Here is a 19036-nt window from a genome sequence, read left to right as displayed (position 1 = left end):
TGTAGAAGGCGCGGTATTATGCCTGCTTTGTCCGGCGGCATGAAAAGCCGATGGTCGAGCAATGCATCAGGACCGTGTCGTCCTTTTCGCGGGCAAGCCCGCTCCCACAGGTATCCTGCAGGTCCGGATAGCTATGGGAACGGCGGTTCGCCGCTGCGACTTGCCTGCGAAAAGGGCGACACGACTCCCAACACGACGGAAATGATCAGATGACCCCCTGGCTGACAGTAGTAGGCATCGGCGAAGACGGCTTCAGCGGCCTGGGCAAGCAGGCCCGGCGCGCGCTGCTGTGTGCTGCACGTATCTTCGGCAGCCCGCGCCAACTGGCCCTGTTGCCACGCTGCGTGGTCGGTGAGCGCCTGGCCTGGCCCAGCCCGTTCTCCCTCGCCCCTGTGCTGGCCCTGCACGGCGAGCCCGTGTGCGTGCTGGCCAGCGGCGACCCGATGTTCTACGGCGTTGGCGCAAGCCTCGCGCGCCAGGTCCCGGCCGAACAGATGCAGGTGCTGTCGATGCCCTCCTCCTGCGCCCTGGCCGCCGCCCGTCTGGGCTGGCCGTTGCAGGAGGTGCAGGTGGTGTCGGTGGTCGCGCGGCCGCTGGCGGCGCTCAATGCCCAACTCTACAGCGGTGTGCGCCTGCTGGTGCTGAGCAATGACGGCGACAGCCCTGCGGCCATTGCGCAGTTGTTGCGTGAACGCGGCTACGGGCCGAGCCGGATGCAGGTGTTCGAACACTTGGGCGGCCCCGATGAGAAGCGCCTGAGCGGCAGTGCAGAGGACTGGCCACACGCCCAGGTCGCAGCACTGAACCTGGTCGCCATCGAATGCCAGGCCGCGCCGGATAGCCCGCGCCTGTCGCCCATCAGCGGCCTGCCCGACAGCGCCTTTCGTCACGACGGCCAGTTGACCAAACGCGACGTGCGCGCCATCACCCTGGCACGCCTGGCACCACAGCCAGGCGAACTGCTGTGGGATGTCGGCGCCGGCTGTGGCTCGATCGGTATCGAATGGATGCGCGCCCACCCCAGCTGCCGCGCACTGGCCATCGAGGCCGACGAAGGTCGCCAGGCGTTCATCGAATACAACCGCGACCAGCTCGGCGTTCCTGGCCTGCAGTTGATTCGCGGCAAGGCGCCACAAGCCCTGGCCGATCTCGAACGCCCCGATGCCATTTTCATCGGCGGCGGCGTCACCGGCGAAGGCGTACTGCCCTTGTGCTGGGAGCGTCTGCGCCCTGGAGGGCGGCTGGTAGCCAATGCCGTGACCCTGCAAAGCGAACTGGCCCTGGCGCATTTTCGTGAGCAGCATGGCGGCGACCTGACCCGCATCCACGTGGCCCAGGCCCAGGTCCTGGGCAGTTTCGATACCTGGCGCCAGGCCTTGCCGATCACGCTGCTCGAGGTGGTGAAACCCCTCGATGCGTGAAGAAACCCGCGAACAGCCCGCGCCACTTCGCAGCGGCCTGACCACCGGCAGCTGTGCCACCGCCACCAGCCTGGCGGCAGCACAGTTGCTGCTCACCGGCCAGTCCACCGACGCCGTGCAGATCACCCTGCCCAAGGGCAAGCAGGTGCAGATGCGCCTGGAATTCTGCCGCCGAGACGGCGAGCGCGCCGAGGCCGGCACCGTGAAAGACGCAGGCGACGATCCCGACGTGACCCACGGTGCCCTGCTCTACAGCCAGGTGCGCCTGATCGACGAGCCGGGCGTGCGCTTCGTCGCCGGCCAAGGCGTGGGCACGGTGACACGTCCCGGCCTGGTCCTGGCGGTCGGGGAACCTGCCATCAACCCGGTGCCGCGGCGGATGATCAGCGAGCACCTGCAGCGACTGGCAGGCGAGTGCGCCTACGCGGGCGGATTCGAGGTGACGGTGAACGTGCAGGGCGGCGCGGAGCTTGCGCTCAAGACCATGAACCCGCGGCTGGGCATTCTCGGCGGGCTGTCGATCCTCGGCACCAGCGGCATCGTCCGGCCGTTTTCCTGCTCGGCCTACATCGCCTCGATCCACCAGGGCATCGACGTTGCCCACACCAACGGCTACACCCACATCGCCGCCTGCACCGGCAATGCCAGCGAAGACACCATGCGCCGGGTCTATGGGCTGCCGGAAATCGCCCTGATCGAAATGGGCGACTTCGTCGGCGCGGTGCTCAAGCACCTGCGCAAGGTACCGGTGCCACGCCTGACGCTGTGCGGCGGTTTCGGCAAGATCAGCAAGCTTGCCGCGGGCCACATGGACCTGCACAGCCGTCATTCGAGCATCGACCTGCCGCAACTGGCAGGCTGGGCCGCCGATATCGGTGCAGACGCCGCCCTGCAGGCGGCGATCATCGGCGCCAACACCAGCCAGCAGGCATTGGCTCTCGCCCATGCCGCCGGTATCGCCCTGGGCGACGCCGTCTGCGCCCACGCCCTGGCATTCGCCCGCAGCGTGGTGCCTGCACAGGTGCAGGTCGAGGTCTTCGCCATCGACCGCCAGGGCGGTGTCGTCGGCAAGGCGGGTGTGCAATGAGCGGCCGTATCTTGTTGCTGGGCGGCGTCACCGAGGCGCTGGCCATCGCCCGGTTGCTGGGGCCGGAGCATGTCTACAGCCTCGCCGGTATCGGCCGTATCCCGCAGGACCTGACCTGCCAGGTGCGGGTGGGCGGTTACGGCGGGGCCGACGGCCTGGCCGACTACCTCCGGCGCGAACGGATCGAGCTGCTGATCGACGCCACCCACCCCTATGCCGCACAGATCAGCGCCAATGCCGCACAGGCGGCGGAGGCGGCGGGCATTCCCTGCTGGGCCTTGCGCCGCCCCGCCTGGCAGCCACAGCCAGGTGACGACTGGCGCGAAGTCGAGGGCTGGGATGCGTTGATCGACGCATTGGCGCCTTTCAAGCGCCCGTTATTCACCCTGGGGCGCGAGCCGCTGCAACATCTAGAAGACATTCCGGCCCACCAGTTCTGGACCTTGCGTGCCCTGGAAGCCTGCCCGGGCAATGAGCGTTGCGAGGTGATCGGCGCACGAGGGCCGTTCCACCTCGAGGATGAACGAGCGCTGTTCGAGCGGCGCCAGATCGATGTGCTGGTGAGCAAGAACAGTGGCAGCGCCGCGACCGAGCCAAAGCTTGAAGTTGCACGCGAGCGTGGGGTGCCGGTGCTGGTGTTGAAGCGGCCGGAGCTGCCGGAGGTGGATCGGCTGTTCGGATCGGTGGCGCAGTTGCGCGAAGCCTTGTCGATATGAGCAGCGCAGCCCCGGCAGTTTCCGACGCCGCCATCCTCCACTGCCAATAGTCTTCCCGCGCCCCCTGCCGTAAACTTCAAGCCCCCTCACCGCAAGGCCCTGCCCATATGGAAATGCAATGGTGGATCTGGCTCGTCTTCGGCATCGCCCTGGTCCTGCTCGAACTGGTCCTGCCTACGTTCTTCATTCTCTGGTTCGGCATCGGCGCCATCCTGGTGTCGCTGATCGCCCTGGCCGCCCCGGCCCTGCAACTGGACATGCAGGTGCTGCTGTGGGTGGCATTCTCCTCCCTCACTACCCTGCTGTGGTTCAAGCTGTTCCGGCGCAAGAAGCCGGACGTGCGCTGGACCGCCGACAGCGTGATCGGTGAAGTCGGCCTGCTGACCGCCAGCGTGTCGCAGTTCCAGAAAGGCCGGGTGCGCTTCCAGAAGCCCATCCTCGGCAACGAGGAATGGACCTGCGTCGCCGACAGCGACATCCCTGCCGGCGAGCGCGTTCGCCTGGCCGCCATCGAAGGCAACACCGCGCGGGTTACCCGCCCCTGAATCCGTACTGAAAGGAAGCTTGCAATGACCAGCCTCATCGTCGTCGGCGCCATCGCCCTGTTCGTTCTGATCACCCTGTTCAAGGGGGTGCGCATCGTGCCCCAGGGCGAGGAATGGATCGTCGAGCGTCTGGGCCGCTACCACAGCACCCTCAAGCCCGGCCTGAACATCCTGGTGCCGTACATGGACGTGGTCGCCTACCGCCTGCCGACCAAGGACATCATCCTCGACGTGCAGCAACAGGAAATCATCACCCGCGACAACGCGGTGATCGTCGCCAACGCCCTGTGCTTCGCCAAGGTGGTCGACCCGCAGAAGGCCTCCTACGGTGTGCAGAACTTCTCCTTCGCCGTCACCAGCCTGACCATGACCTCGCTGCGTGCCATCGTCGGCGCCATGGACCTCGACGAGGCGTTGTCGAGCCGCGAGCAGATCAAGGCGCGCCTGCGCGAGGCGATGTCCGAACAGACCGAAGACTGGGGCGTGACCGTACGCTCGGTGGAGATCCAGGACATCAAGCCTTCCGAAAACATGCAGAAGGCCATGGAGCGCCAGGCCGCAGCCGAACGTGAACGAAAGGCCGACGTGACCCGCGCCGAGGGCGCCAAGCAGGCCGCCATTCTCGAAGCCGAAGCGCGCCTGCAAGCGGCACGGCTGGACGCCGAGGCGCAGATCAGCCTCGCCGAAGCCTCGGCCCGGGCGATCACCCTGGTACGTGAAGCGGTGGGCAACGAGACCACCCCGGCCATGTACCTGCTGGGTGAGCGCTACATCGGCGCGATGGAGAACCTGGCCGGCAGCGACAATTCCAAGGTGGTGGTGTTGCCAGCGGACCTGCAGGAAACCGTGCGCGGGTTGCTGGGGCGCGGCAAGGCCTGAAGACCGCACCGTCCTCTTCGCGGGTAAACCGGAGCGGCGGTTCGGCGCGCCGATTTATCCGCGAAGAACACAACACCGATTTCAAGCGCTGCGCACCGACAACTGCGGCACTTCACCGCACCCCCGCATTTTTACCTATACTCCGCCGTACAATAGCCACCTGATTCCTGACCGGATCTCTCCATGCCCCCACGTCGGCACATCGCCTGGATAGCCTGCCTTGCAGTGCTGTTCAACCTGCTGGCCATGCCGCTGTCTTCTGCCGCGCCCAAGGGCCCGGCCGAACAGCTGCTGTGGGGTGCCTTCTGCTCGACTGGCGCAGGCAAGGCCAAGCTCGATGTCCAGGCCCTGGCAAAGATCGACCTGGGCCAACAGGACGACCACTCCAACATGCAGCACTGCTGGTGCTGCTCGGGTGCCTCGCCTGTGCTCGCCCTGGCCAGCCACACACCGCAACTGCACAGCCCGCTGCAATTGCGCTTCGGCCAGGCACCACCACTCGCCACGCATCAGCCCACGCCGCGCCAGCTCTGGCCGGCGCTCAATCCGCGAGCCTCTCCATTGGCCTGAGTTCAAGACGCTGTTCCTGAACCTGTACAGACCGGAGACTCACCATGCTCAAGCAAGCCCTCATCCTGGCCACCCTGCTGCTGCCCAGCGCCTTCGCCAACGCCCACGAATACAGTGTCGGCGACCTGCATATCGCCCACCCCTGGTCGCTGGAGCTGCCACCGAACGCGCCCAATGTCGCGGCGTATTTCATCGTTCACAACAACGGCAAGGTCGATGACCGCCTGTTGAGTGTCGAAAGCCCCGTCAGCGATGACGCCCAGTTGCACGAACACGCCAAGACCGCTGCCGGCGCCATGAAGATGCAGCAGGTACAGAGTGTGGTCGTACCTGCAGGCAAGGACCTGACCTTCGCCCCCAGCGCCTATCACGTGATGCTGATGCAGCCCAAGGACCGCAGCCTGCTCACTGACGGCAAGCGCTTCCCGCTCACCCTGCACTTCGAGAAAGCCGGCGACATCACCGTCGACGTCGCCGTGCAGAAGCAGCCGCCCGCCGACCAGGCAGGACACGAACACGCGCACTGACCGCTGACAGGCGCTCGTCATGAGCTTGCCGCGCAACAGCACAGCCCGCAGCACCCGCCCTGATCGCAGGCGCGTCGGTGGCGGCTGGCTGAGCCTGTTCGCCATGTGGATGATTTTCATCGGCCCGCTGGTTTCCCAGTCGATGCCGATGGATCACCACGCCGGCATGAACATGAGCACGGCCATGGACATGCCCATGGCCGCGGGGCACCCGCATGCCGGGCAAGACCACCACGGTCACGGCAACGACGGCCAGCTACACACCGATTGGGAGAAATGCGGCTACTGCAGTTTGCTGTTCAACTGCCCCGCCCTGCCCCAGACCCTCAGCCCACTCAGCCTCGCCAGCACCATCCCGAGCACCCTCGCCACCTACCCGACCCGCCAGGGCCATGCCCTGCAAGCGGTGTTTCCCGGTGCCCGCAGCCGCGCCCCACCTCCATCGATCAACGTCTGACCACTCCGTTTCACGCCCGAAGCCAGGAGGCTTCGCGCTTACTCATGACTGATCGACTGGAATCATTATGTCCGGCTGCACCCCTGTTTCTGCCCTGTCCCGCCATGGGACCCTCGCCATGCTCTGCGGCTCGCTGCTGAGCCCGCTGGCGCTCGCCGTCGAGCCTGTCCACGAAGGCCATGACGCCCCGGAGCTGAGCCCGACGGTGATCACCGCCATCGCGCCCAGCTCGCCGCTGACCGTGGTCACCAACCCCAAGGATCCACGTCAGCCGGTGCCAGCCAGTGACGGCGCCGACTACCTCAAGACCATCCCCGGCTTCTCCGCCATCCGCTCCGGCGGCACCAACGGCGACCCGGTGCTGCGCGGCATGTTCGGCTCGCGCCTGAACATCCTCACCAACGGCGGCGTGATGCTAGGCGCCTGCCCCAACCGCATGGACGCCCCGACCTCGTATATCTCGCCGGAAACCTACGACCGCCTGACCGTGATCAAAGGCCCGCAAAGCGTGATCTGGGGCCCCGGCGGCTCGGCCGGCACCATCCTCTTCGAGCGCGAGCCGGAGAAATTCGGCACCCTCGGCAGCCGGGTCAACGCCAGCCTGCTCGCCGGCTCCAACGGCCGCTTCGACAAGGTGCTCGACGCCGCCGCCGGCAACAGCCAGGCCTATGCTCGCTTCGTCGGCAACCAGTCGCGCTCGGACGACTACAAGGACGGCAACGGCGATACCGTGCCTTCGCGCTGGGACAAATGGAACGGCGACGTGACCCTCGGCTGGACCCCGGATACCGACACCCTGCTCGAACTCACCGCCGGCAAGGGCGATGGCGAAGCGCGCTACGCCGGACGCGGCATGGACGGCTCGCAGTTCAAGCGCGAAAGCCTGGGTCTGCGCTTTGAAAAGTCCAACCTCGGCGAGGTGCTCGACAAGGTCGAGGCGCAGGTCTACTACAACTATGCCGACCACGTGATGGACAACTACAGCCTGCGCACGCCCTCGGGCAGCGGCATGATGGGCATGCCCATGGTCAGCAACGTCGATCGGCGCACCCTCGGCGCACGTATCAAGGCGACCTGGCGCTGGGCCGACGTACAGTTGATCAGCGGCATCGACGCGCAGACCAACGAACACCGCAAACGCGGCGGCATGGGCGTCGACGCGCACAAGGGCCAGCCCTGGACCAAGGACGCCGACTTCCATAACTACGGCGCGTTCAGCGAGCTGACCTGGTACGCCACCGGCGAAGATCGCCTGATCAGCGGCGCGCGCCTGGACCGCGCCTCGGCCCGCGACTTCCGCCAGGCCAGTGCTACCCATGGCGATACCCGCGCCGATACCCTGCCCAGCGGCTTCATCCGCTACGAGCATGACCTGGCGGCGATTTCCGCTACCAGCTACATCGGCTTGGGCCACGCCCAGCGCTTCCCCGACTACTGGGAGCTGTTCTCGCCAACCAACGGCCCGCGGGGCTCGGTCAACGCCTTCGACAGCATCAAGCCGGAGAAGACCACCCAGCTCGACTTCGGCATCCAGTACCAGGACGAACGCCTGCAAGCCTGGGCCTCCGGCTACGTCGGACAGATCCGCGACTACATCCTGTTCGACTACCGCAGCATGATGGGCATGAGCAGCACCCAGGCGCAGAACATCGACGCCCGCATCATGGGCGGCGAGCTGGGTGCGGCGTACAAGCTCGACGAAAACTGGAAAGCCGACGCGACGCTGGCCTACGCCTGGGGCAAGAACAGCAGCGACGGCAAGGCCCTGCCGCAGATGCCTCCGCTGGAAAGCCGCCTGGGCCTGACCTACAGCCGCGATGCCTGGAGCGTCGGTGCGCTGTGGCGTCTGGTCGCGGCGCAGAACCGCATCGCCCAGAACCAGGGCAACGTGGTGGGCAAGGATTACGAGAAGAGCGGCGGTTTCGGCGTGTTCTCGCTCAACGGTGCCTACAAGGTCAACAACAACCTCAAGCTCAGCGCGGGCGTCGACAACCTGTTCGACAAGGCCTACGCCGAGCACTTGAACCTGGCCGGGAACGCCGGGTTCGGCTACCCGGCGGCAGACCCGCAGCCGGTCAACGAGCCGGGCAGGACCTTCTGGACCAAGGTCGATTTCAGCTTCTGACAATAACAACCGGGGCGCGGGCCTGACCGCGCCCCACCTGGTCGAACGGGAGGCTCCATGAGCAAACCAAAGCAATCCTTCTACAACCTGGCCTGGCGCTGGCATTTCTATGCCGGGCTGTTCGTCGCGCCCTTCATGATCCTGCTGGCGATCACCGGGATCATCTACCTGTTCAAGCCGCAGCTCGACCCGTGGATGTACCGCGAGCTGATGGTGGTCGAGGCCGGACCGCAGCGCCAGAGCGCCGACACGCTGCTGGCCCAGGTGCGCCAGGCTTATCCACAGGGCCATGTCGGCCAGTACCTGCCACCGCTGGACGCCGAGCGCAGCGCGCAGTTTGTGGTGCATGATGGCGGCCGCGAACTGAACGTGTTCGTCGACCCGTACAACGCCAAGGTTCTGGGCGCGCAGGACGGCAAGCAGAACCTGCAGGCAATCGCCCGCGCCCTGCATGGCGAGCTGATGGTCGGCACTGTCGGCGATCGGCTGGTGGAGCTCGCCGCAGGCTGGGGCATCGTGCTGGTGGTGTCCGGGCTTTATCTGTGGTGGCCACGTGGCCGCAACAGCCGTGGCGTACTGTGGCCACGCCTGTCGGCACGCGGTCGCGTGCTGTGGCGCGACCTGCATGCGGTCAGTGGCTTCTGGGGTTCGGCGCTGCTGTTGCTGATGCTGCTCAGCGGCATGACCTGGACCGGGCTGTGGGGCAAGCAATACGCCGACCTGTGGAACCGTTTCCCAGCGGCGATGTGGAACGACGTACCGAAATCCGACCAGCAGGCCGGCGCGCTGAACAGCGCCCATCGCCAGACCGTGCCCTGGGCCCTGGAGAACACGCCGATGCCGGTGTCCGGCGCGCATGCCGAGCACATGGGCCATCACGACATGCACAGCACACCGGCCGCGCCGCAGATCACCCTGCAGCAGGTCGAGGATCTGGCCAACGCCCGCGGCGTGGCGCCGGGCTACAGCATCACCTCGCCGAGCACCGCTGAAGGCGTGTTCACCATCGCGGTGTTCGCCGATGATCCGCGCAACGACGCCACCCTGCATGTCGACCAGTACACCGGCAAGGTCCTGGCCGACGTGCGTTGGCACGACTACAGCCCGGTAGCCCGCGCCACCGAGCTTGGGGTGATGCTGCACGAGGGCAAGATGTTCGGGCCGCTCAACCAGATCGTCATCCTGCTGGTGTGCCTGATGATCCTGCTGGGCTCGGTGAGCGGGTTGGTGATGTGGTGGAAGCGCCGCCCGTCCGGTGGGCTTGGCGTACCGCCGCTGCGGCATGACCTGCCGCGCTGGAAGACAGCGGTGACGGTGATGCTGGTGCTGGGTGTCGTGTTCCCGCTGGTTGGGGTGTCGATGGTAGTGATGTGGGTGGTCGACAGCCTGGTGGTAAGGCGAGGGCGGATCGCAGTGCAGGCCTGAATCGCGTCGACCTTTTCGCGGGCAAGCCCGCTCCCACAGGTACAGCGCTGAACCCCGAGTCAGCGCTGTACCTGTGGGAGCGGGCTTGCCCGCGAAAAGGGCATCCGTTGATTTCGGTCATTCAAGAATCGCCACTGCACCGCCAAGATCGTGGCGATCTGTCACGCCCGCACCTTTGCAGTGCGTGTTAGCCTAACCGGCTTTCGCTCAAAAGAAGACTGACCCTCAATGGAATGCAGCCTATGACCCGGACCTCATCCCCCCAGGCAGATGACCAGCATCTGCAGCGCAACCTGACCAACCGCCACATCCAGCTCATCGCCATCGGTGGCGCCATCGGCACCGGCCTGTTCATGGGCTCGGGCAAGACCATCAGCCTCGCGGGCCCGTCGATCATCTTCGTCTACATGATCATCGGCTTCATGCTGTTCTTCGTCATGCGTGCCATGGGCGAGCTGTTGCTGTCGAACCTCAACTACAAGTCGTTCATCGATTTCTCCGCCGACCTGCTCGGCCCCTGGGCCGGCTACTTCACTGGCTGGACCTACTGGTTCTGCTGGGTCGTCACCGGCATCGCCGACGTGGTGGCGATCGCAGCCTATACACAGTTCTGGTTCCCCGACCTGCCGCAGTGGATACCGGCGCTGACCTGCGTGGCGGTGCTGCTGTCGCTGAACCTGGTCACGGTGAAACTGTTCGGCGAGATGGAGTTCTGGTTCGCCCTGATCAAGATCGTCGCCATCCTCGGCCTGGTCGCCACCGGCCTGTACATGGTCATCACCGGCTTCCAGTCGCCGAGCGGCCACACGGCCAGCGTGGCCAACCTGTGGAATGACGGCGGCATGTTCCCCAATGGCCTGTTCGGCTTCTTCGCCGGTTTCCAGATCGCGGTATTCGCCTTCGTCGGCATCGAGCTGGTAGGCACCACCGCCGCCGAAGCGAAGAACCCCGAGCGCACTCTGCCACGGGCGATCAACTCGATCCCGATCCGCATCATCGTGTTCTATGTGCTGGCGTTGATCGCGATCATGGCGGTTACACCATGGCGCGACGTGGTCCCGGGCAAGAGCCCGTTCGTCGAACTGTTCGTGCTGGCCGGCCTGCCGGCAGCGGCAAGCATCATCAACTTCGTGGTGCTGACCTCGGCCGCTTCGTCGGCCAACAGCGGCGTGTTCTCCACCAGCCGCATGCTCTACGGCCTGGCCCAGGAAGGCGATGCACCGAAGGCCTTCGAAAAGCTCTCGCGGCGCGCCGTGCCGGCCAACGGCCTGTACTTCTCCTGCCTGTGCCTGCTGCTCGGCGCGGTGCTGATCTACCTGGTGCCGAACGTGATCGAAGCCTTCACCCTGGTGACCACGGTGTCGGCGGTGCTGTTCATGTTCGTCTGGACGCTGATCCTGCTGTCGTACCTGAGCTACCGCAAGCAGCGCGCTGCGCTGCACGAGAAGTCGATCTACAAGATGCCTGGCGGGCGCTTCATGTGCTACGTGTGCCTGGTGTTCTTCGCCGGCATTCTGGTGCTGCTGAGCCTGGAGGCCGACACCCGTTCGGCGCTGGTGGTCACGCCGATCTGGTTCCTGATCCTGGCGGTCACTTACCAGTTCGTGCGCAGCAAGCGCCAGCCGCGGGCGGTGATGCGCGACCACTGATCTGCACAGGGCTGCTGTGCAGCCCTTCTCGGGTAAACCCGCTCCCACAGGGACCGCGTAGTACTGAAGACCTGCGCAATACCTGTGGGAGCGCAATCTTCTTGAGCATGGTGCATCTCCTTGCAGCTCTCTCTTTATGACGCTCCGAGCCCATACGCCAATATGGGTGGACGGAGCCGTGCGGGTTGGCGTTGCCGGTCAGAAGGTCCGGTGAGCCCGAAGGCTCCCACACACGGCTCCGCCCATAACGGGTGCAACCATGCAGGGCACAACTATCGCGTATGCGATGTGCCCGGTTCTGACAGCGGGACGCCAATCCCGACCCGCAGAATCTACTGCGGTGCCGAACGGTACTCAAGTAGCGCTTATGTGTCAAAACTGTTCACCGCCCTGGCCCCAATCCTGTGCAGGCCAGCCGCGCAAGCACCAACCTGGCCCTCATCCAAGCCCCGCATCGAAGCACAACCCTTCTAATCCGTAGCCTCGCGCACCACGGCACAGCCTTTGCAATCTCCCTTCTGCCAACACCACAACAACTCAGCGGAGAGAGCACATGAAGCGACGCAGTCTGATCAAGGCCTTCACCCTCAGCGCATCGATTGCGGCGATGGGCCTGAGCTGGAGCATCCAGGCGGCCGAGACCATCAAGGTCGGCATCCTGCATTCGCTGTCCGGGACCATGGCCATTTCCGAAACGTCGCTCAAGGACATGGCGCTGATGACCATCGACGAGATCAACGCCAAGGGCGGGGTCAATGGCAAGCTGCTCGAACCGGTGGTGGTCGACCCGGCCTCGAACTGGCCGCTGTTCGCCGAGAAGAGCCGCCAACTGCTGACCCAGGACAAGGTCGCGGTGGTGTTCGGCTGCTGGACCTCGGTGTCGCGCAAGTCGGTGCTGCCGGTGTTCGAGGAGCTCAACGGGCTGCTGTTCTACCCGGTGCAATATGAAGGCGAGGAGATGTCGCCGAACGTGTTCTATACCGGCGCTGCGCCCAACCAGCAGGCGATCCCGGCGGTGGAATACCTGATGAGCGAAGACGGCGGTGGTGCCAAGCGCTTCTTCCTGCTGGGCACCGACTACGTCTACCCGCGCACCACCAACAAGATCCTGCGCGCCTTCCTGCACAGCAAGGGCGTGGCCGACAAGGACATCGAAGAGGTCTACACGCCGTTCGGCCACAGCGACTACCAGACCATCGTCGCCAACATCAAGAAGTTCTCCGCGGGCGGCAAGACGGCGGTGATCTCCACCGTCAATGGCGACTCCAATGTGCCCTTCTACAAAGAGCTGGCCAATCAGGGCCTGAAAGCCACCGACGTGCCGGTGGTGGCCTTCTCGGTGGGTGAGGAGGAGCTGCGTGGCATCGACACCAAGCCGCTGGTCGGCCACTTGGCGGCGTGGAACTACTTCGAGTCGGTGGAAAACCCGGTCAACCAGAAGTTCGTCGCCGACTGGAAAGCCTACGCCAAGGCCAAGGGCCTGCCGGGTGCCGACAAAGCGGTGACCAACGACCCGATGGAGGCCACTTACGTCGGCATCCACATGTGGGCGCAGGCGGTCGAGAAAGCCAAGTCCACCGATGTCGACAAAGTGCGTGAGGCCTTGGCCGGGCAGAGCTTCCAGGCGCCGTCCGGCTTCACCCTGACCATGGACAAGACCAACCACCACCTGCACAAGCCGGTGATGATCGGCGAGATCCAGGAAGACGGGCAGTTCAGTGTGGTCTGGCAGACCGAGCAGCCGCTGCGTGCGCAGCCGTGGAGCCCGTTCATTCCGGGTAACGACAAGCGGCCTGACTATGCGGTGAAGGGCAACTGATTGCACGGGGGCCGCGTTGCGGCCCATTCGCGGGCAAGCCCGCTCCCACAGGTACGGTGCAAGGTCTGGAACCCGCGCGGTCCCTGTGGGAGCGGGTTCACCCGCGAAGAATCCACCGCCGATTTCCAGGATTACCCGCATGCTCAGACTCCTGCTCTCCCTCCTGCTGCTCCTGCCTCTGGCCACCCACGCCAGCGAGGGCGAATTCTTCCTCGGCGCCAAGCCCGCCGAACAGGCCAGCCTGCTCGAAGGCTGGGCCGCACAACCCGAACCGGCGCGCCTGGCGCTGCTGGAAAACCTGCGCGAAGGGCGTATTGCCGAAGACGACACGCGCAAGGTGCGCCTGAACAATCGTCTGCGCGGCCTGATCGACAACGCCCTGGCCAGCCATCAGCTGCTCAGCGCCGACAGCAACCTGCGTCTGGCCGCAGCACGGCAACTACAAAAGAGCGCGCAACCGGCGCAGATGGCGCTGCTCGATCGCGCCTTCGCCAGTGAGCCGGACGCCGCCGTGCACGCCGCCCTGGGCCTCGCCTTGGCCAACCTGCAGCTGGGCGCCAGCGAACCTCGGGTACGCCTGGCCGCAGTGCGCCTGCTCGGGGAAACCGGCGACCCGCTGGCACGTACCCGTCTGGAAGTTCTGTTGCAGCCTGGCGCTGAACCCGACGCCGGGGTGCGCACCGCCGCCGAGACCAGCCTGGCCCAGGTCCAACGCAAGCTGCTGTTCGGTGAGATCCTCGGCCAGGCGTTCAGCGGCCTGTCGCTGGGTTCGATCCTGCTGCTGGCGGCCTTGGGCCTGGCGATCACCTTCGGCCTGCTCGGGGTGATCAACATGGCCCACGGCGAAATGCTGATGCTCGGCGCCTACAGCACCTACCTGGTGCAGGTGCTGCTGCAGCGCTACGCCCCCGGCGCAATCGAGTTCTACCCGCTGATCGCCCTGCCGGTGGCCTTCGCCGTCAGTGCTGGGGTCGGCATGGCGCTGGAACGCACCGTCATCCGCCATCTCTACGGCCGCCCCCTGGAAACCCTGCTGGCGACCTGGGGCATCAGCCTGATCCTGATCCAGGCGGTGCGCCTGCTGTTCGGCGCGCAAAACGTCGAGGTGAGCAACCCGGCGTGGTTGTCTGGCGGCATCCAGGTGCTGCCCAACCTGGTGCTGCCTTACAACCGCCTGGTGATCATCGGCTTCGCCCTGGCGGTGGTTCTGCTCACCTGGCTGCTGCTCAACCGCACACGGTTGGGGCTGAACGTGCGCGCGGTCACGCAGAACCGCAACATGGCGGCCTGCTGCGGTGTGTCCACCGGGCGCGTCGACATGCTCGCCTTCGGCCTGGGCTCGGGCATCGCCGGGCTGGGTGGGGTCGCCCTGAGCCAGGTCGGCAACGTCGGCCCTGACCTGGGCCAGAGCTACATCATCGACTCCTTCCTGGTGGTGGTGCTCGGCGGCGTCGGGCAACTGGCCGGCAGCCTCTGGGCGGCCTTCGGGCTGGGCATCGCCAACAAGCTGCTGGAACCGCAGATCGGTGCGGTACTCGGCAAGATCCTCATCCTTGCGCTGATCATTCTGTTCATCCAGAAACGCCCGCAAGGCCTGTTCGCCCTCAAGGGACGGGTAATCGACTGATGAACCAGCCACTGCTTGTCACTGCCACGCAAAAGGTCGGGCCACGCCTGTCACTGGCCATCGGCGCCATCGTCATCCTGGTGCTGCTGGCCCTGCCGCTGCTGTCGCTGCTACCTGACGGCCATGCGCTGCAGGTCTCGGCCTACACCCTGACCTTGGTCGGCAAGATCCTTTGCTACGCCATCGTCGCCCTGGCCCTGGACCTGGTCTGGGGCTATGCCGGGCTGCTGTCGCTGGGCCACGGCCTGTTCTTCGCCCTCGGCGGCTATGCCATGGGCATGTACCTGATGCGCCAGGCGGCCGGCGACGGCCTGCCGGGCTTCATGACCTTCCTGTCGTGGAGCGAGCTGCCCTGGTACTGGGCCGGCACCCAGCACTTCGCCTGGGCGCTGTGCCTGGCGGTACTGGCGCCGGGGATGCTGGCACTGGTGTTCGGCTGGTTCGCCTTCCGTTCGCGGATCAAGGGGGTGTACTTCTCGATCATGACCCAGGCCCTGACGTTTGCCGGGATGCTGCTGTTCTTTCGCAACGAAACCGGGTTCGGCGGCAACAACGGCTTCACCAGCTTCCGCACCATCCTGGGCTTCGAGATCACCGCACCGGGCACCCGCGCGGTGCTGTTCCTGCTCACGGTCATCCTGCTGCTGGGCAGCCTGTACCTGTGCTGGTGGCTGACGCGCAGCAAGTTCGGGCGCCTGCTCACCGCGCTGCGCGATGCCGAGAACCGCCTGATGTTCTGCGGTTACGATCCGCGCGGCTTCAAGCTGCTGGTATGGGTGCTCAGCGCCGTGCTGTGCGGCCTGGCCGGGGCGCTGTACGTGCCGCAGGTGGGCATCATCAACCCCAGCGAAATGTCGCCGACCAATTCCATCGAAGCCGCTGTCTGGGTTGCCCTGGGCGGTCGCGGCACGCTGATAGGCCCGCTGCTTGGCGCAGGCCTGGTCAATGGCATGAAGAGCTGGTTCACCGTGGCCTTCCCGGAGTTCTGGCTGTTCTTCCTCGGCGCACTGTTCATCCTGGTCACCCTGTACCTGCCCAAGGGCGTGGTCGGGCTGCTGAAGAAAAGGAGCCAGCCATGAGAGGCATCCCTGCGGTTCATCCGGAATTCATGCTGGAGCCGGTCTTCGATCAGGTGGGCACCGGCCGCGACGCCATCGGCCTGGGCCAGCCGCGCAAGGCCGGGCTCGACACCCGCCATGGCACGGTACTGAGCCTTGAAGACATCAGCGTCAGCTTCGACGGATTCAAGGCGCTCAACGCGCTCAACCTGTACATCGGCGTTGGCGAACTGCGTTGCATCATCGGCCCCAACGGCGCCGGCAAGACCACGATGATGGACGTGATCACCGGCAAGACCCGCCCCGACACCGGCAGTGCGTTCTTTGGCGATACCCTGGATCTGACCCGCATGAGCGAGTACCAGATCGCCCAGGCGGGCATTGGCCGCAAATTCCAGAAGCCCACGGTGTTCGAGGCGCTGAGCGTGCATGAAAACCTCGAGTTGGCGCTCAAGACCGACAAGTCGGTCTGGGCCAGCCTGGCGGCGCGCTTGAGCGGCGAGCAGCGTGAACGAATAGAGCACGTACTGACGACCGTGCGCCTGAACAGCCTGGCCTCGCGCCAGGCCGGGCTGTTGTCACACGGCCAGAAGCAGTTCCTGGAGATCGCCATGCTGCTGGTGCAGGAGCCGCAGTTGCTGCTGCTCGACGAGCCGGTGGCGGGCATGACCGACGCCGAGACCGAGTTCACCGCCGAGCTGTTCAAGGGCCTGGCGGGCACGCATTCGCTGATGGTGGTGGAGCACGACATGGGCTTCGTGGGCAGCATTGCCGACCATGTGACGGTGCTGCACCAGGGCTCGGTGCTGGCCGAGGGGTCGCTGGCACAGGTGCAGGCGGACGAGCGGGTGGTCGAGGTTTATCTGGGCCGCTAGATCAGGAAACCTGCACTGACCTCTTCGCGGGGAAACCCGCTCCCACAGGTACGGTGCAAGGTCTCGGAAACTGCGCCGCCCCTGTGGGAGCGGGTTTACCCGCGAAAGGGCCGGTACAGGCAAAGCAGAATTGTCAGGAACCCAACATGCTCAAGATCGACACCCTGCACCAGTACTACGGCGGCAGCCACATCCTCCGAGGCCTGTCGTTCGAAGCCAGGATCGGCGAAGTCACCTGCCTGCTGGGCCGCAACGGCGTGGGCAAGACCACCCTGCTGCGCTGCCTGATGGGCCTGGTGCCAGCCCGCGAAGGCAGCATCGAGTGGGAGGGCAAGCCGATCACTGCGCTCAAGCCCCAGCAACGGGTGCATGCCGGTATCGCCTACGTGCCCCAGGGCCGCGAGATATTCCCGCGCCTGACCGTGGAGGAAAACCTGCTGATGGGCCTGTCGCGCTTCAGCGCCCGCGAGGCGCGGGAGGTGCCGGCATTCATCTACGAGTTGTTCCCGGTGCTCGAACAGATGAAGCAACGCCGTGGCGGCGACCTCTCCGGCGGCCAGCAGCAACAGCTGGCGATCGGTCGCGCCCTGGCCAGCCGCCCGCGCCTGCTGATCCTCGACGAACCCACCGAAGGCATCCAGCCGTCGGTGATCAAGGAAATCGGCGCGGTCATACGCAGCCTGGCCCAGCGCGGCGACATGGCCATCCTGCTGGTCGAGCAGTTCTACGATTTTGCCGAAGAGCTGGCCGACCAGTACCTGGTCATGGCCCGCGGTGAAATCGTCCAGCGCGGCCGCGGCGAAAACATGCAGGCCGAAGGTGTACGCGGGCTGGTAACCATTTAATCTGCAACATCGACTTCGCGAAGACACTGCCATGAGCTACCTGATCCGTGATGCCCTACCCGACGACGTGGCGGGCATCCTCGACATCTACAACGACGCCGTGCGCAACACCACGGCGATCTGGAACGAAACCCCGGTCGACCTGGCCAACCGCCAGGCCTGGTTCGCCGCCCGCGCCGAGCAGGGTTACCCGATCCTGGTCGCGGCCGACGCAACCGGCGTACTGGGCTACGCCTCGTTCGGCGACTGGCGGCCGTTCGAAGGTTTTCGCCTCACGGTCGAACACTCGGTGTACATACGCGGCGACCAGCGCGGCAAGGGCCTGGGTCCGCTGCTGATGCAGGCGCTGGTCGAGCGCGCCCGGCAGTGCGGCAAGCACATGATGGTCGCGGCCATCGAGAGCGGCAACGCGGCCTCGATCCGTCTGCACGAGCGACTGGGTTTCATTACGACCGGGCAAATGGCCCAGGTCGGGGTGAAGTTCGGTCGCTGGCTCGACCTGACGTTCATGCAACTGGCGTTGGACGACAATCGCGAACCACCTCGAAAGGACTGATTCATGAACGCCGCACAGCTACAGCGCGTCACCCACGAGAGCCTGACCTACTACCGCGACAGCCTCGTGGCGCTGTTGCTCGATGCGGTACGCAATGGGGCTTCGGTGGGGTTTCTGGCGGACATCGACGAGGCCCAGGCGCTTGCGTATTTCGCTGAAGTTCGCAGCCGGCTTGTCAGCGGTGAGCAGTTGCTCTGGGTGATCGCCCAGGGGCAGGAGGTGCTGGCCAGCGTGCAGTTGGGGCTGTGCCTGAAACCCAACGGCCTGAACCGCGCCGAGGTGCAGAAGCTGCTGGTGCACAGCCGTGCCCGACGGCGTGGGCTGGGGCAACAGTTGATAGCGGCGCTGGAGGCCGATGCCCGACGTCTGAAACGCGGGATGCTGTACCTGGACACCGAGGCAGGGTCGGGTGCCGAGGGGTTCTACCAGGCACTGGGGTATGACAAGGCCGGGGAGATCCCGGACTATGCCTGCGGCCCGGACGGTGTGTATCGGGCGACGGCGCTGTACTACAAGGTGCTGGCTGGCGCTTGAGAACACCGCAGTTCTACATCTGGGTGAATCGCCCCAAACGCTGCCTCAACATGCTGTTCTCACTGCGCAACTGCTGCACTTCCTGCAGCAACTCCAGCGCCAGCGCCACCCCTTCCCACTCCAGTTCCAACTCCTGGTGCAGCTTTGCCGCACGCTTGGCCAGCAGCGGCGCCTGATCGTCGAATAACCAGTCCTCCGGGGTGCGCCCGGTGGGTTCGACAATGCCGTGCTCGACGATTTCGATCACGCAGTCGGCCGTGACATCGGCCTCCTGACACAAGGTTCGCATGTCCAGTTGAACGATCAGGGTGCTGCTCATGG

The 19036-nt window shown here is 65.5% G+C and carries 19 protein-coding genes; 18 read left to right on the top strand and 1 reads right to left on the bottom strand.

The window, feature by feature from the left end; genetic code table 11:
- Positions 1-209 precede the first annotated feature (209 nt).
- The 18 genes from cbiE to IAE40_RS09660 all read left to right on the top strand — a co-directional run bounded on the left by cbiE (position 210) and on the right by IAE40_RS09660 (position 18715).
- Complete coding sequence (cbiE, locus tag IAE40_RS09745; RefSeq protein ID WP_200603093.1) at positions 210-1421, top strand: precorrin-6y C5,15-methyltransferase (decarboxylating) subunit CbiE; 1212 nt, start codon at positions 210-212, stop codon at positions 1419-1421.
- Positions 1414-2508 carry a cobalt-precorrin-5B (C(1))-methyltransferase gene (locus IAE40_RS09740; protein WP_112899277.1) on the top strand — a complete coding sequence of 365 codons (1095 nt, stop codon included), beginning with the start codon at positions 1414-1416 and terminating at the stop codon, positions 2506-2508. The genes cbiE and IAE40_RS09740 overlap by 8 nt, the downstream gene beginning before the upstream one ends.
- Positions 2505-3224 carry a cobalt-precorrin-6A reductase gene (locus IAE40_RS09735; RefSeq protein WP_197892431.1) on the top strand — a complete coding sequence of 240 codons (720 nt, stop codon included), beginning with the start codon at positions 2505-2507 and terminating at the stop codon, positions 3222-3224. The genes IAE40_RS09740 and IAE40_RS09735 overlap by 4 nt, the downstream gene beginning before the upstream one ends.
- Before the next feature lie 107 nt (positions 3225-3331).
- Positions 3332-3769, top strand: a complete 438-nt coding sequence (locus IAE40_RS09730) for an NfeD family protein (RefSeq protein WP_054894581.1) — start codon at positions 3332-3334, stop codon at positions 3767-3769.
- 24 nt (positions 3770-3793) lie between these two features.
- Positions 3794-4648, top strand: coding sequence for an SPFH domain-containing protein (locus tag IAE40_RS09725; RefSeq protein ID WP_054894580.1), 855 nt, complete (start codon positions 3794-3796; stop codon positions 4646-4648).
- Positions 4649-4831: 183 nt separating this feature from the next.
- Positions 4832-5218 (top strand): DUF2946 domain-containing protein, encoded by a 387-nt coding sequence (locus tag IAE40_RS09720; RefSeq protein ID WP_200603092.1) that lies wholly within the window; start codon positions 4832-4834, stop codon positions 5216-5218.
- Between the two features lie 44 nt (positions 5219-5262).
- Positions 5263-5745 carry a copper chaperone PCu(A)C gene (locus tag IAE40_RS09715; protein WP_063546333.1) on the top strand — a complete coding sequence of 161 codons (483 nt, stop codon included), beginning with the start codon at positions 5263-5265 and terminating at the stop codon, positions 5743-5745.
- Positions 5746-5764: 19 nt separating this feature from the next.
- The gene (locus IAE40_RS09710) at positions 5765-6202 is read left to right on the top strand and encodes a DUF2946 domain-containing protein (protein WP_200603091.1); all 438 of its coding nucleotides are present in this window, start codon (positions 5765-5767) and stop codon (positions 6200-6202) included.
- Between the two features lie 67 nt (positions 6203-6269).
- Complete coding sequence (locus IAE40_RS09705; protein WP_200603090.1) at positions 6270-8327, top strand: TonB-dependent copper receptor; 2058 nt, start codon at positions 6270-6272, stop codon at positions 8325-8327.
- A 57-nt stretch (positions 8328-8384) separates the two neighbouring features.
- Positions 8385-9752 (top strand): PepSY-associated TM helix domain-containing protein, encoded by a 1368-nt coding sequence (locus tag IAE40_RS09700; protein WP_153774098.1) that lies wholly within the window; start codon positions 8385-8387, stop codon positions 9750-9752.
- A gap of 242 nt (positions 9753-9994) precedes the next feature.
- On the top strand, positions 9995-11401 hold the full coding sequence (cycA, locus tag IAE40_RS09695) for a D-serine/D-alanine/glycine transporter (protein WP_153774099.1): 1407 nt from the start codon (positions 9995-9997) through the stop codon (positions 11399-11401).
- A 553-nt stretch (positions 11402-11954) separates the two neighbouring features.
- Positions 11955-13220, top strand: a complete 1266-nt coding sequence (gene urtA, locus IAE40_RS09690; RefSeq protein ID WP_112899285.1) for an urea ABC transporter substrate-binding protein — start codon at positions 11955-11957, stop codon at positions 13218-13220.
- A 139-nt stretch (positions 13221-13359) separates the two neighbouring features.
- Positions 13360-14847, top strand: coding sequence for an urea ABC transporter permease subunit UrtB (urtB, locus tag IAE40_RS09685; RefSeq protein WP_153774100.1), 1488 nt, complete (start codon positions 13360-13362; stop codon positions 14845-14847).
- Positions 14847-15926 (top strand): urea ABC transporter permease subunit UrtC, encoded by a 1080-nt coding sequence (urtC, locus tag IAE40_RS09680; protein WP_200603089.1) that lies wholly within the window; start codon positions 14847-14849, stop codon positions 15924-15926. The genes urtB and urtC overlap by 1 nt, the downstream gene beginning before the upstream one ends.
- Positions 15923-16780, top strand: a complete 858-nt coding sequence (urtD, locus tag IAE40_RS09675) for an urea ABC transporter ATP-binding protein UrtD (RefSeq protein WP_063546347.1) — start codon at positions 15923-15925, stop codon at positions 16778-16780. Before urtC ends, urtD begins: the two co-directional genes overlap by 4 nt.
- A 146-nt stretch (positions 16781-16926) precedes the next feature.
- Complete coding sequence (gene urtE / locus IAE40_RS09670; protein ID WP_054894570.1) at positions 16927-17625, top strand: urea ABC transporter ATP-binding subunit UrtE; 699 nt, start codon at positions 16927-16929, stop codon at positions 17623-17625.
- 31 nt (positions 17626-17656) lie between these two features.
- Positions 17657-18181 (top strand): GNAT family N-acetyltransferase, encoded by a 525-nt coding sequence (locus tag IAE40_RS09665; RefSeq protein ID WP_197892444.1) that lies wholly within the window; start codon positions 17657-17659, stop codon positions 18179-18181.
- Positions 18182-18184: 3 nt separating this feature from the next.
- Positions 18185-18715, top strand: a complete 531-nt coding sequence (locus tag IAE40_RS09660; protein ID WP_054894568.1) for a GNAT family N-acetyltransferase — start codon at positions 18185-18187, stop codon at positions 18713-18715.
- Between the two features lie 13 nt (positions 18716-18728).
- Here the strand turns inward: IAE40_RS09660 and IAE40_RS09655 are convergent, their stop codons facing one another.
- Complete coding sequence (locus IAE40_RS09655; protein ID WP_054894567.1) at positions 18729-19034, bottom strand: chaperone modulator CbpM; 306 nt, start codon at positions 19032-19034, stop codon at positions 18729-18731.
- Positions 19035-19036 lie beyond the last annotated feature (2 nt).

It is taken from the genome of Pseudomonas sp. S44 (assembly GCF_016624805.1).
Classification (GTDB): Bacteria; Pseudomonadota; Gammaproteobacteria; order Pseudomonadales; family Pseudomonadaceae; genus Aquipseudomonas; species Aquipseudomonas machongensis.
Note: the sequence above shows the minus strand (reverse complement) of the source record. Positions and strands in the feature narration are given on the sequence as shown.

What these genes read in the sequence shown, in the direction of transcription:
- cbiE (WP_200603093.1), top strand. Translation starts at nt 210, where the DNA reads ATGACCCCCTGGCTGACAGTAGTAGGCATCGGCGAAGACGGCTTCAGC.
- urtD (WP_063546347.1), top strand. Translation starts at nt 15,923, where the DNA reads ATGAGAGGCATCCCTGCGGTTCATCCGGAATTCATGCTGGAGCCGGTC.
- IAE40_RS09665 (WP_197892444.1), top strand. Translation starts at nt 17,657, where the DNA reads ATGAGCTACCTGATCCGTGATGCCCTACCCGACGACGTGGCGGGCATC.
- IAE40_RS09710 (WP_200603091.1), top strand. Translation starts at nt 5,765, where the DNA reads ATGAGCTTGCCGCGCAACAGCACAGCCCGCAGCACCCGCCCTGATCGC.
- cycA (WP_153774099.1), top strand. Translation starts at nt 9,995, where the DNA reads ATGACCCGGACCTCATCCCCCCAGGCAGATGACCAGCATCTGCAGCGC.
- urtA (WP_112899285.1), top strand. Translation starts at nt 11,955, where the DNA reads ATGAAGCGACGCAGTCTGATCAAGGCCTTCACCCTCAGCGCATCGATT.
- IAE40_RS09720 (WP_200603092.1), top strand. Translation starts at nt 4,832, where the DNA reads ATGCCCCCACGTCGGCACATCGCCTGGATAGCCTGCCTTGCAGTGCTG.
- urtC (WP_200603089.1), top strand. Translation starts at nt 14,847, where the DNA reads ATGAACCAGCCACTGCTTGTCACTGCCACGCAAAAGGTCGGGCCACGC.
- IAE40_RS09735 (WP_197892431.1), top strand. Translation starts at nt 2,505, where the DNA reads ATGAGCGGCCGTATCTTGTTGCTGGGCGGCGTCACCGAGGCGCTGGCC.
- urtE (WP_054894570.1), top strand. Translation starts at nt 16,927, where the DNA reads ATGCTCAAGATCGACACCCTGCACCAGTACTACGGCGGCAGCCACATC.
- IAE40_RS09705 (WP_200603090.1), top strand. Translation starts at nt 6,270, where the DNA reads ATGTCCGGCTGCACCCCTGTTTCTGCCCTGTCCCGCCATGGGACCCTC.
- IAE40_RS09730 (WP_054894581.1), top strand. Translation starts at nt 3,332, where the DNA reads ATGGAAATGCAATGGTGGATCTGGCTCGTCTTCGGCATCGCCCTGGTC.
- urtB (WP_153774100.1), top strand. Translation starts at nt 13,360, where the DNA reads ATGCTCAGACTCCTGCTCTCCCTCCTGCTGCTCCTGCCTCTGGCCACC.
- IAE40_RS09700 (WP_153774098.1), top strand. Translation starts at nt 8,385, where the DNA reads ATGAGCAAACCAAAGCAATCCTTCTACAACCTGGCCTGGCGCTGGCAT.
- IAE40_RS09660 (WP_054894568.1), top strand. Translation starts at nt 18,185, where the DNA reads ATGAACGCCGCACAGCTACAGCGCGTCACCCACGAGAGCCTGACCTAC.
- IAE40_RS09725 (WP_054894580.1), top strand. Translation starts at nt 3,794, where the DNA reads ATGACCAGCCTCATCGTCGTCGGCGCCATCGCCCTGTTCGTTCTGATC.
- IAE40_RS09715 (WP_063546333.1), top strand. Translation starts at nt 5,263, where the DNA reads ATGCTCAAGCAAGCCCTCATCCTGGCCACCCTGCTGCTGCCCAGCGCC.
- IAE40_RS09655 (WP_054894567.1), bottom strand. Translation starts at nt 19,034, where the DNA reads ATGAGCAGCACCCTGATCGTTCAACTGGACATGCGAACCTTGTGTCAG.
- IAE40_RS09740 (WP_112899277.1), top strand. Translation starts at nt 1,414, where the DNA reads ATGCGTGAAGAAACCCGCGAACAGCCCGCGCCACTTCGCAGCGGCCTG.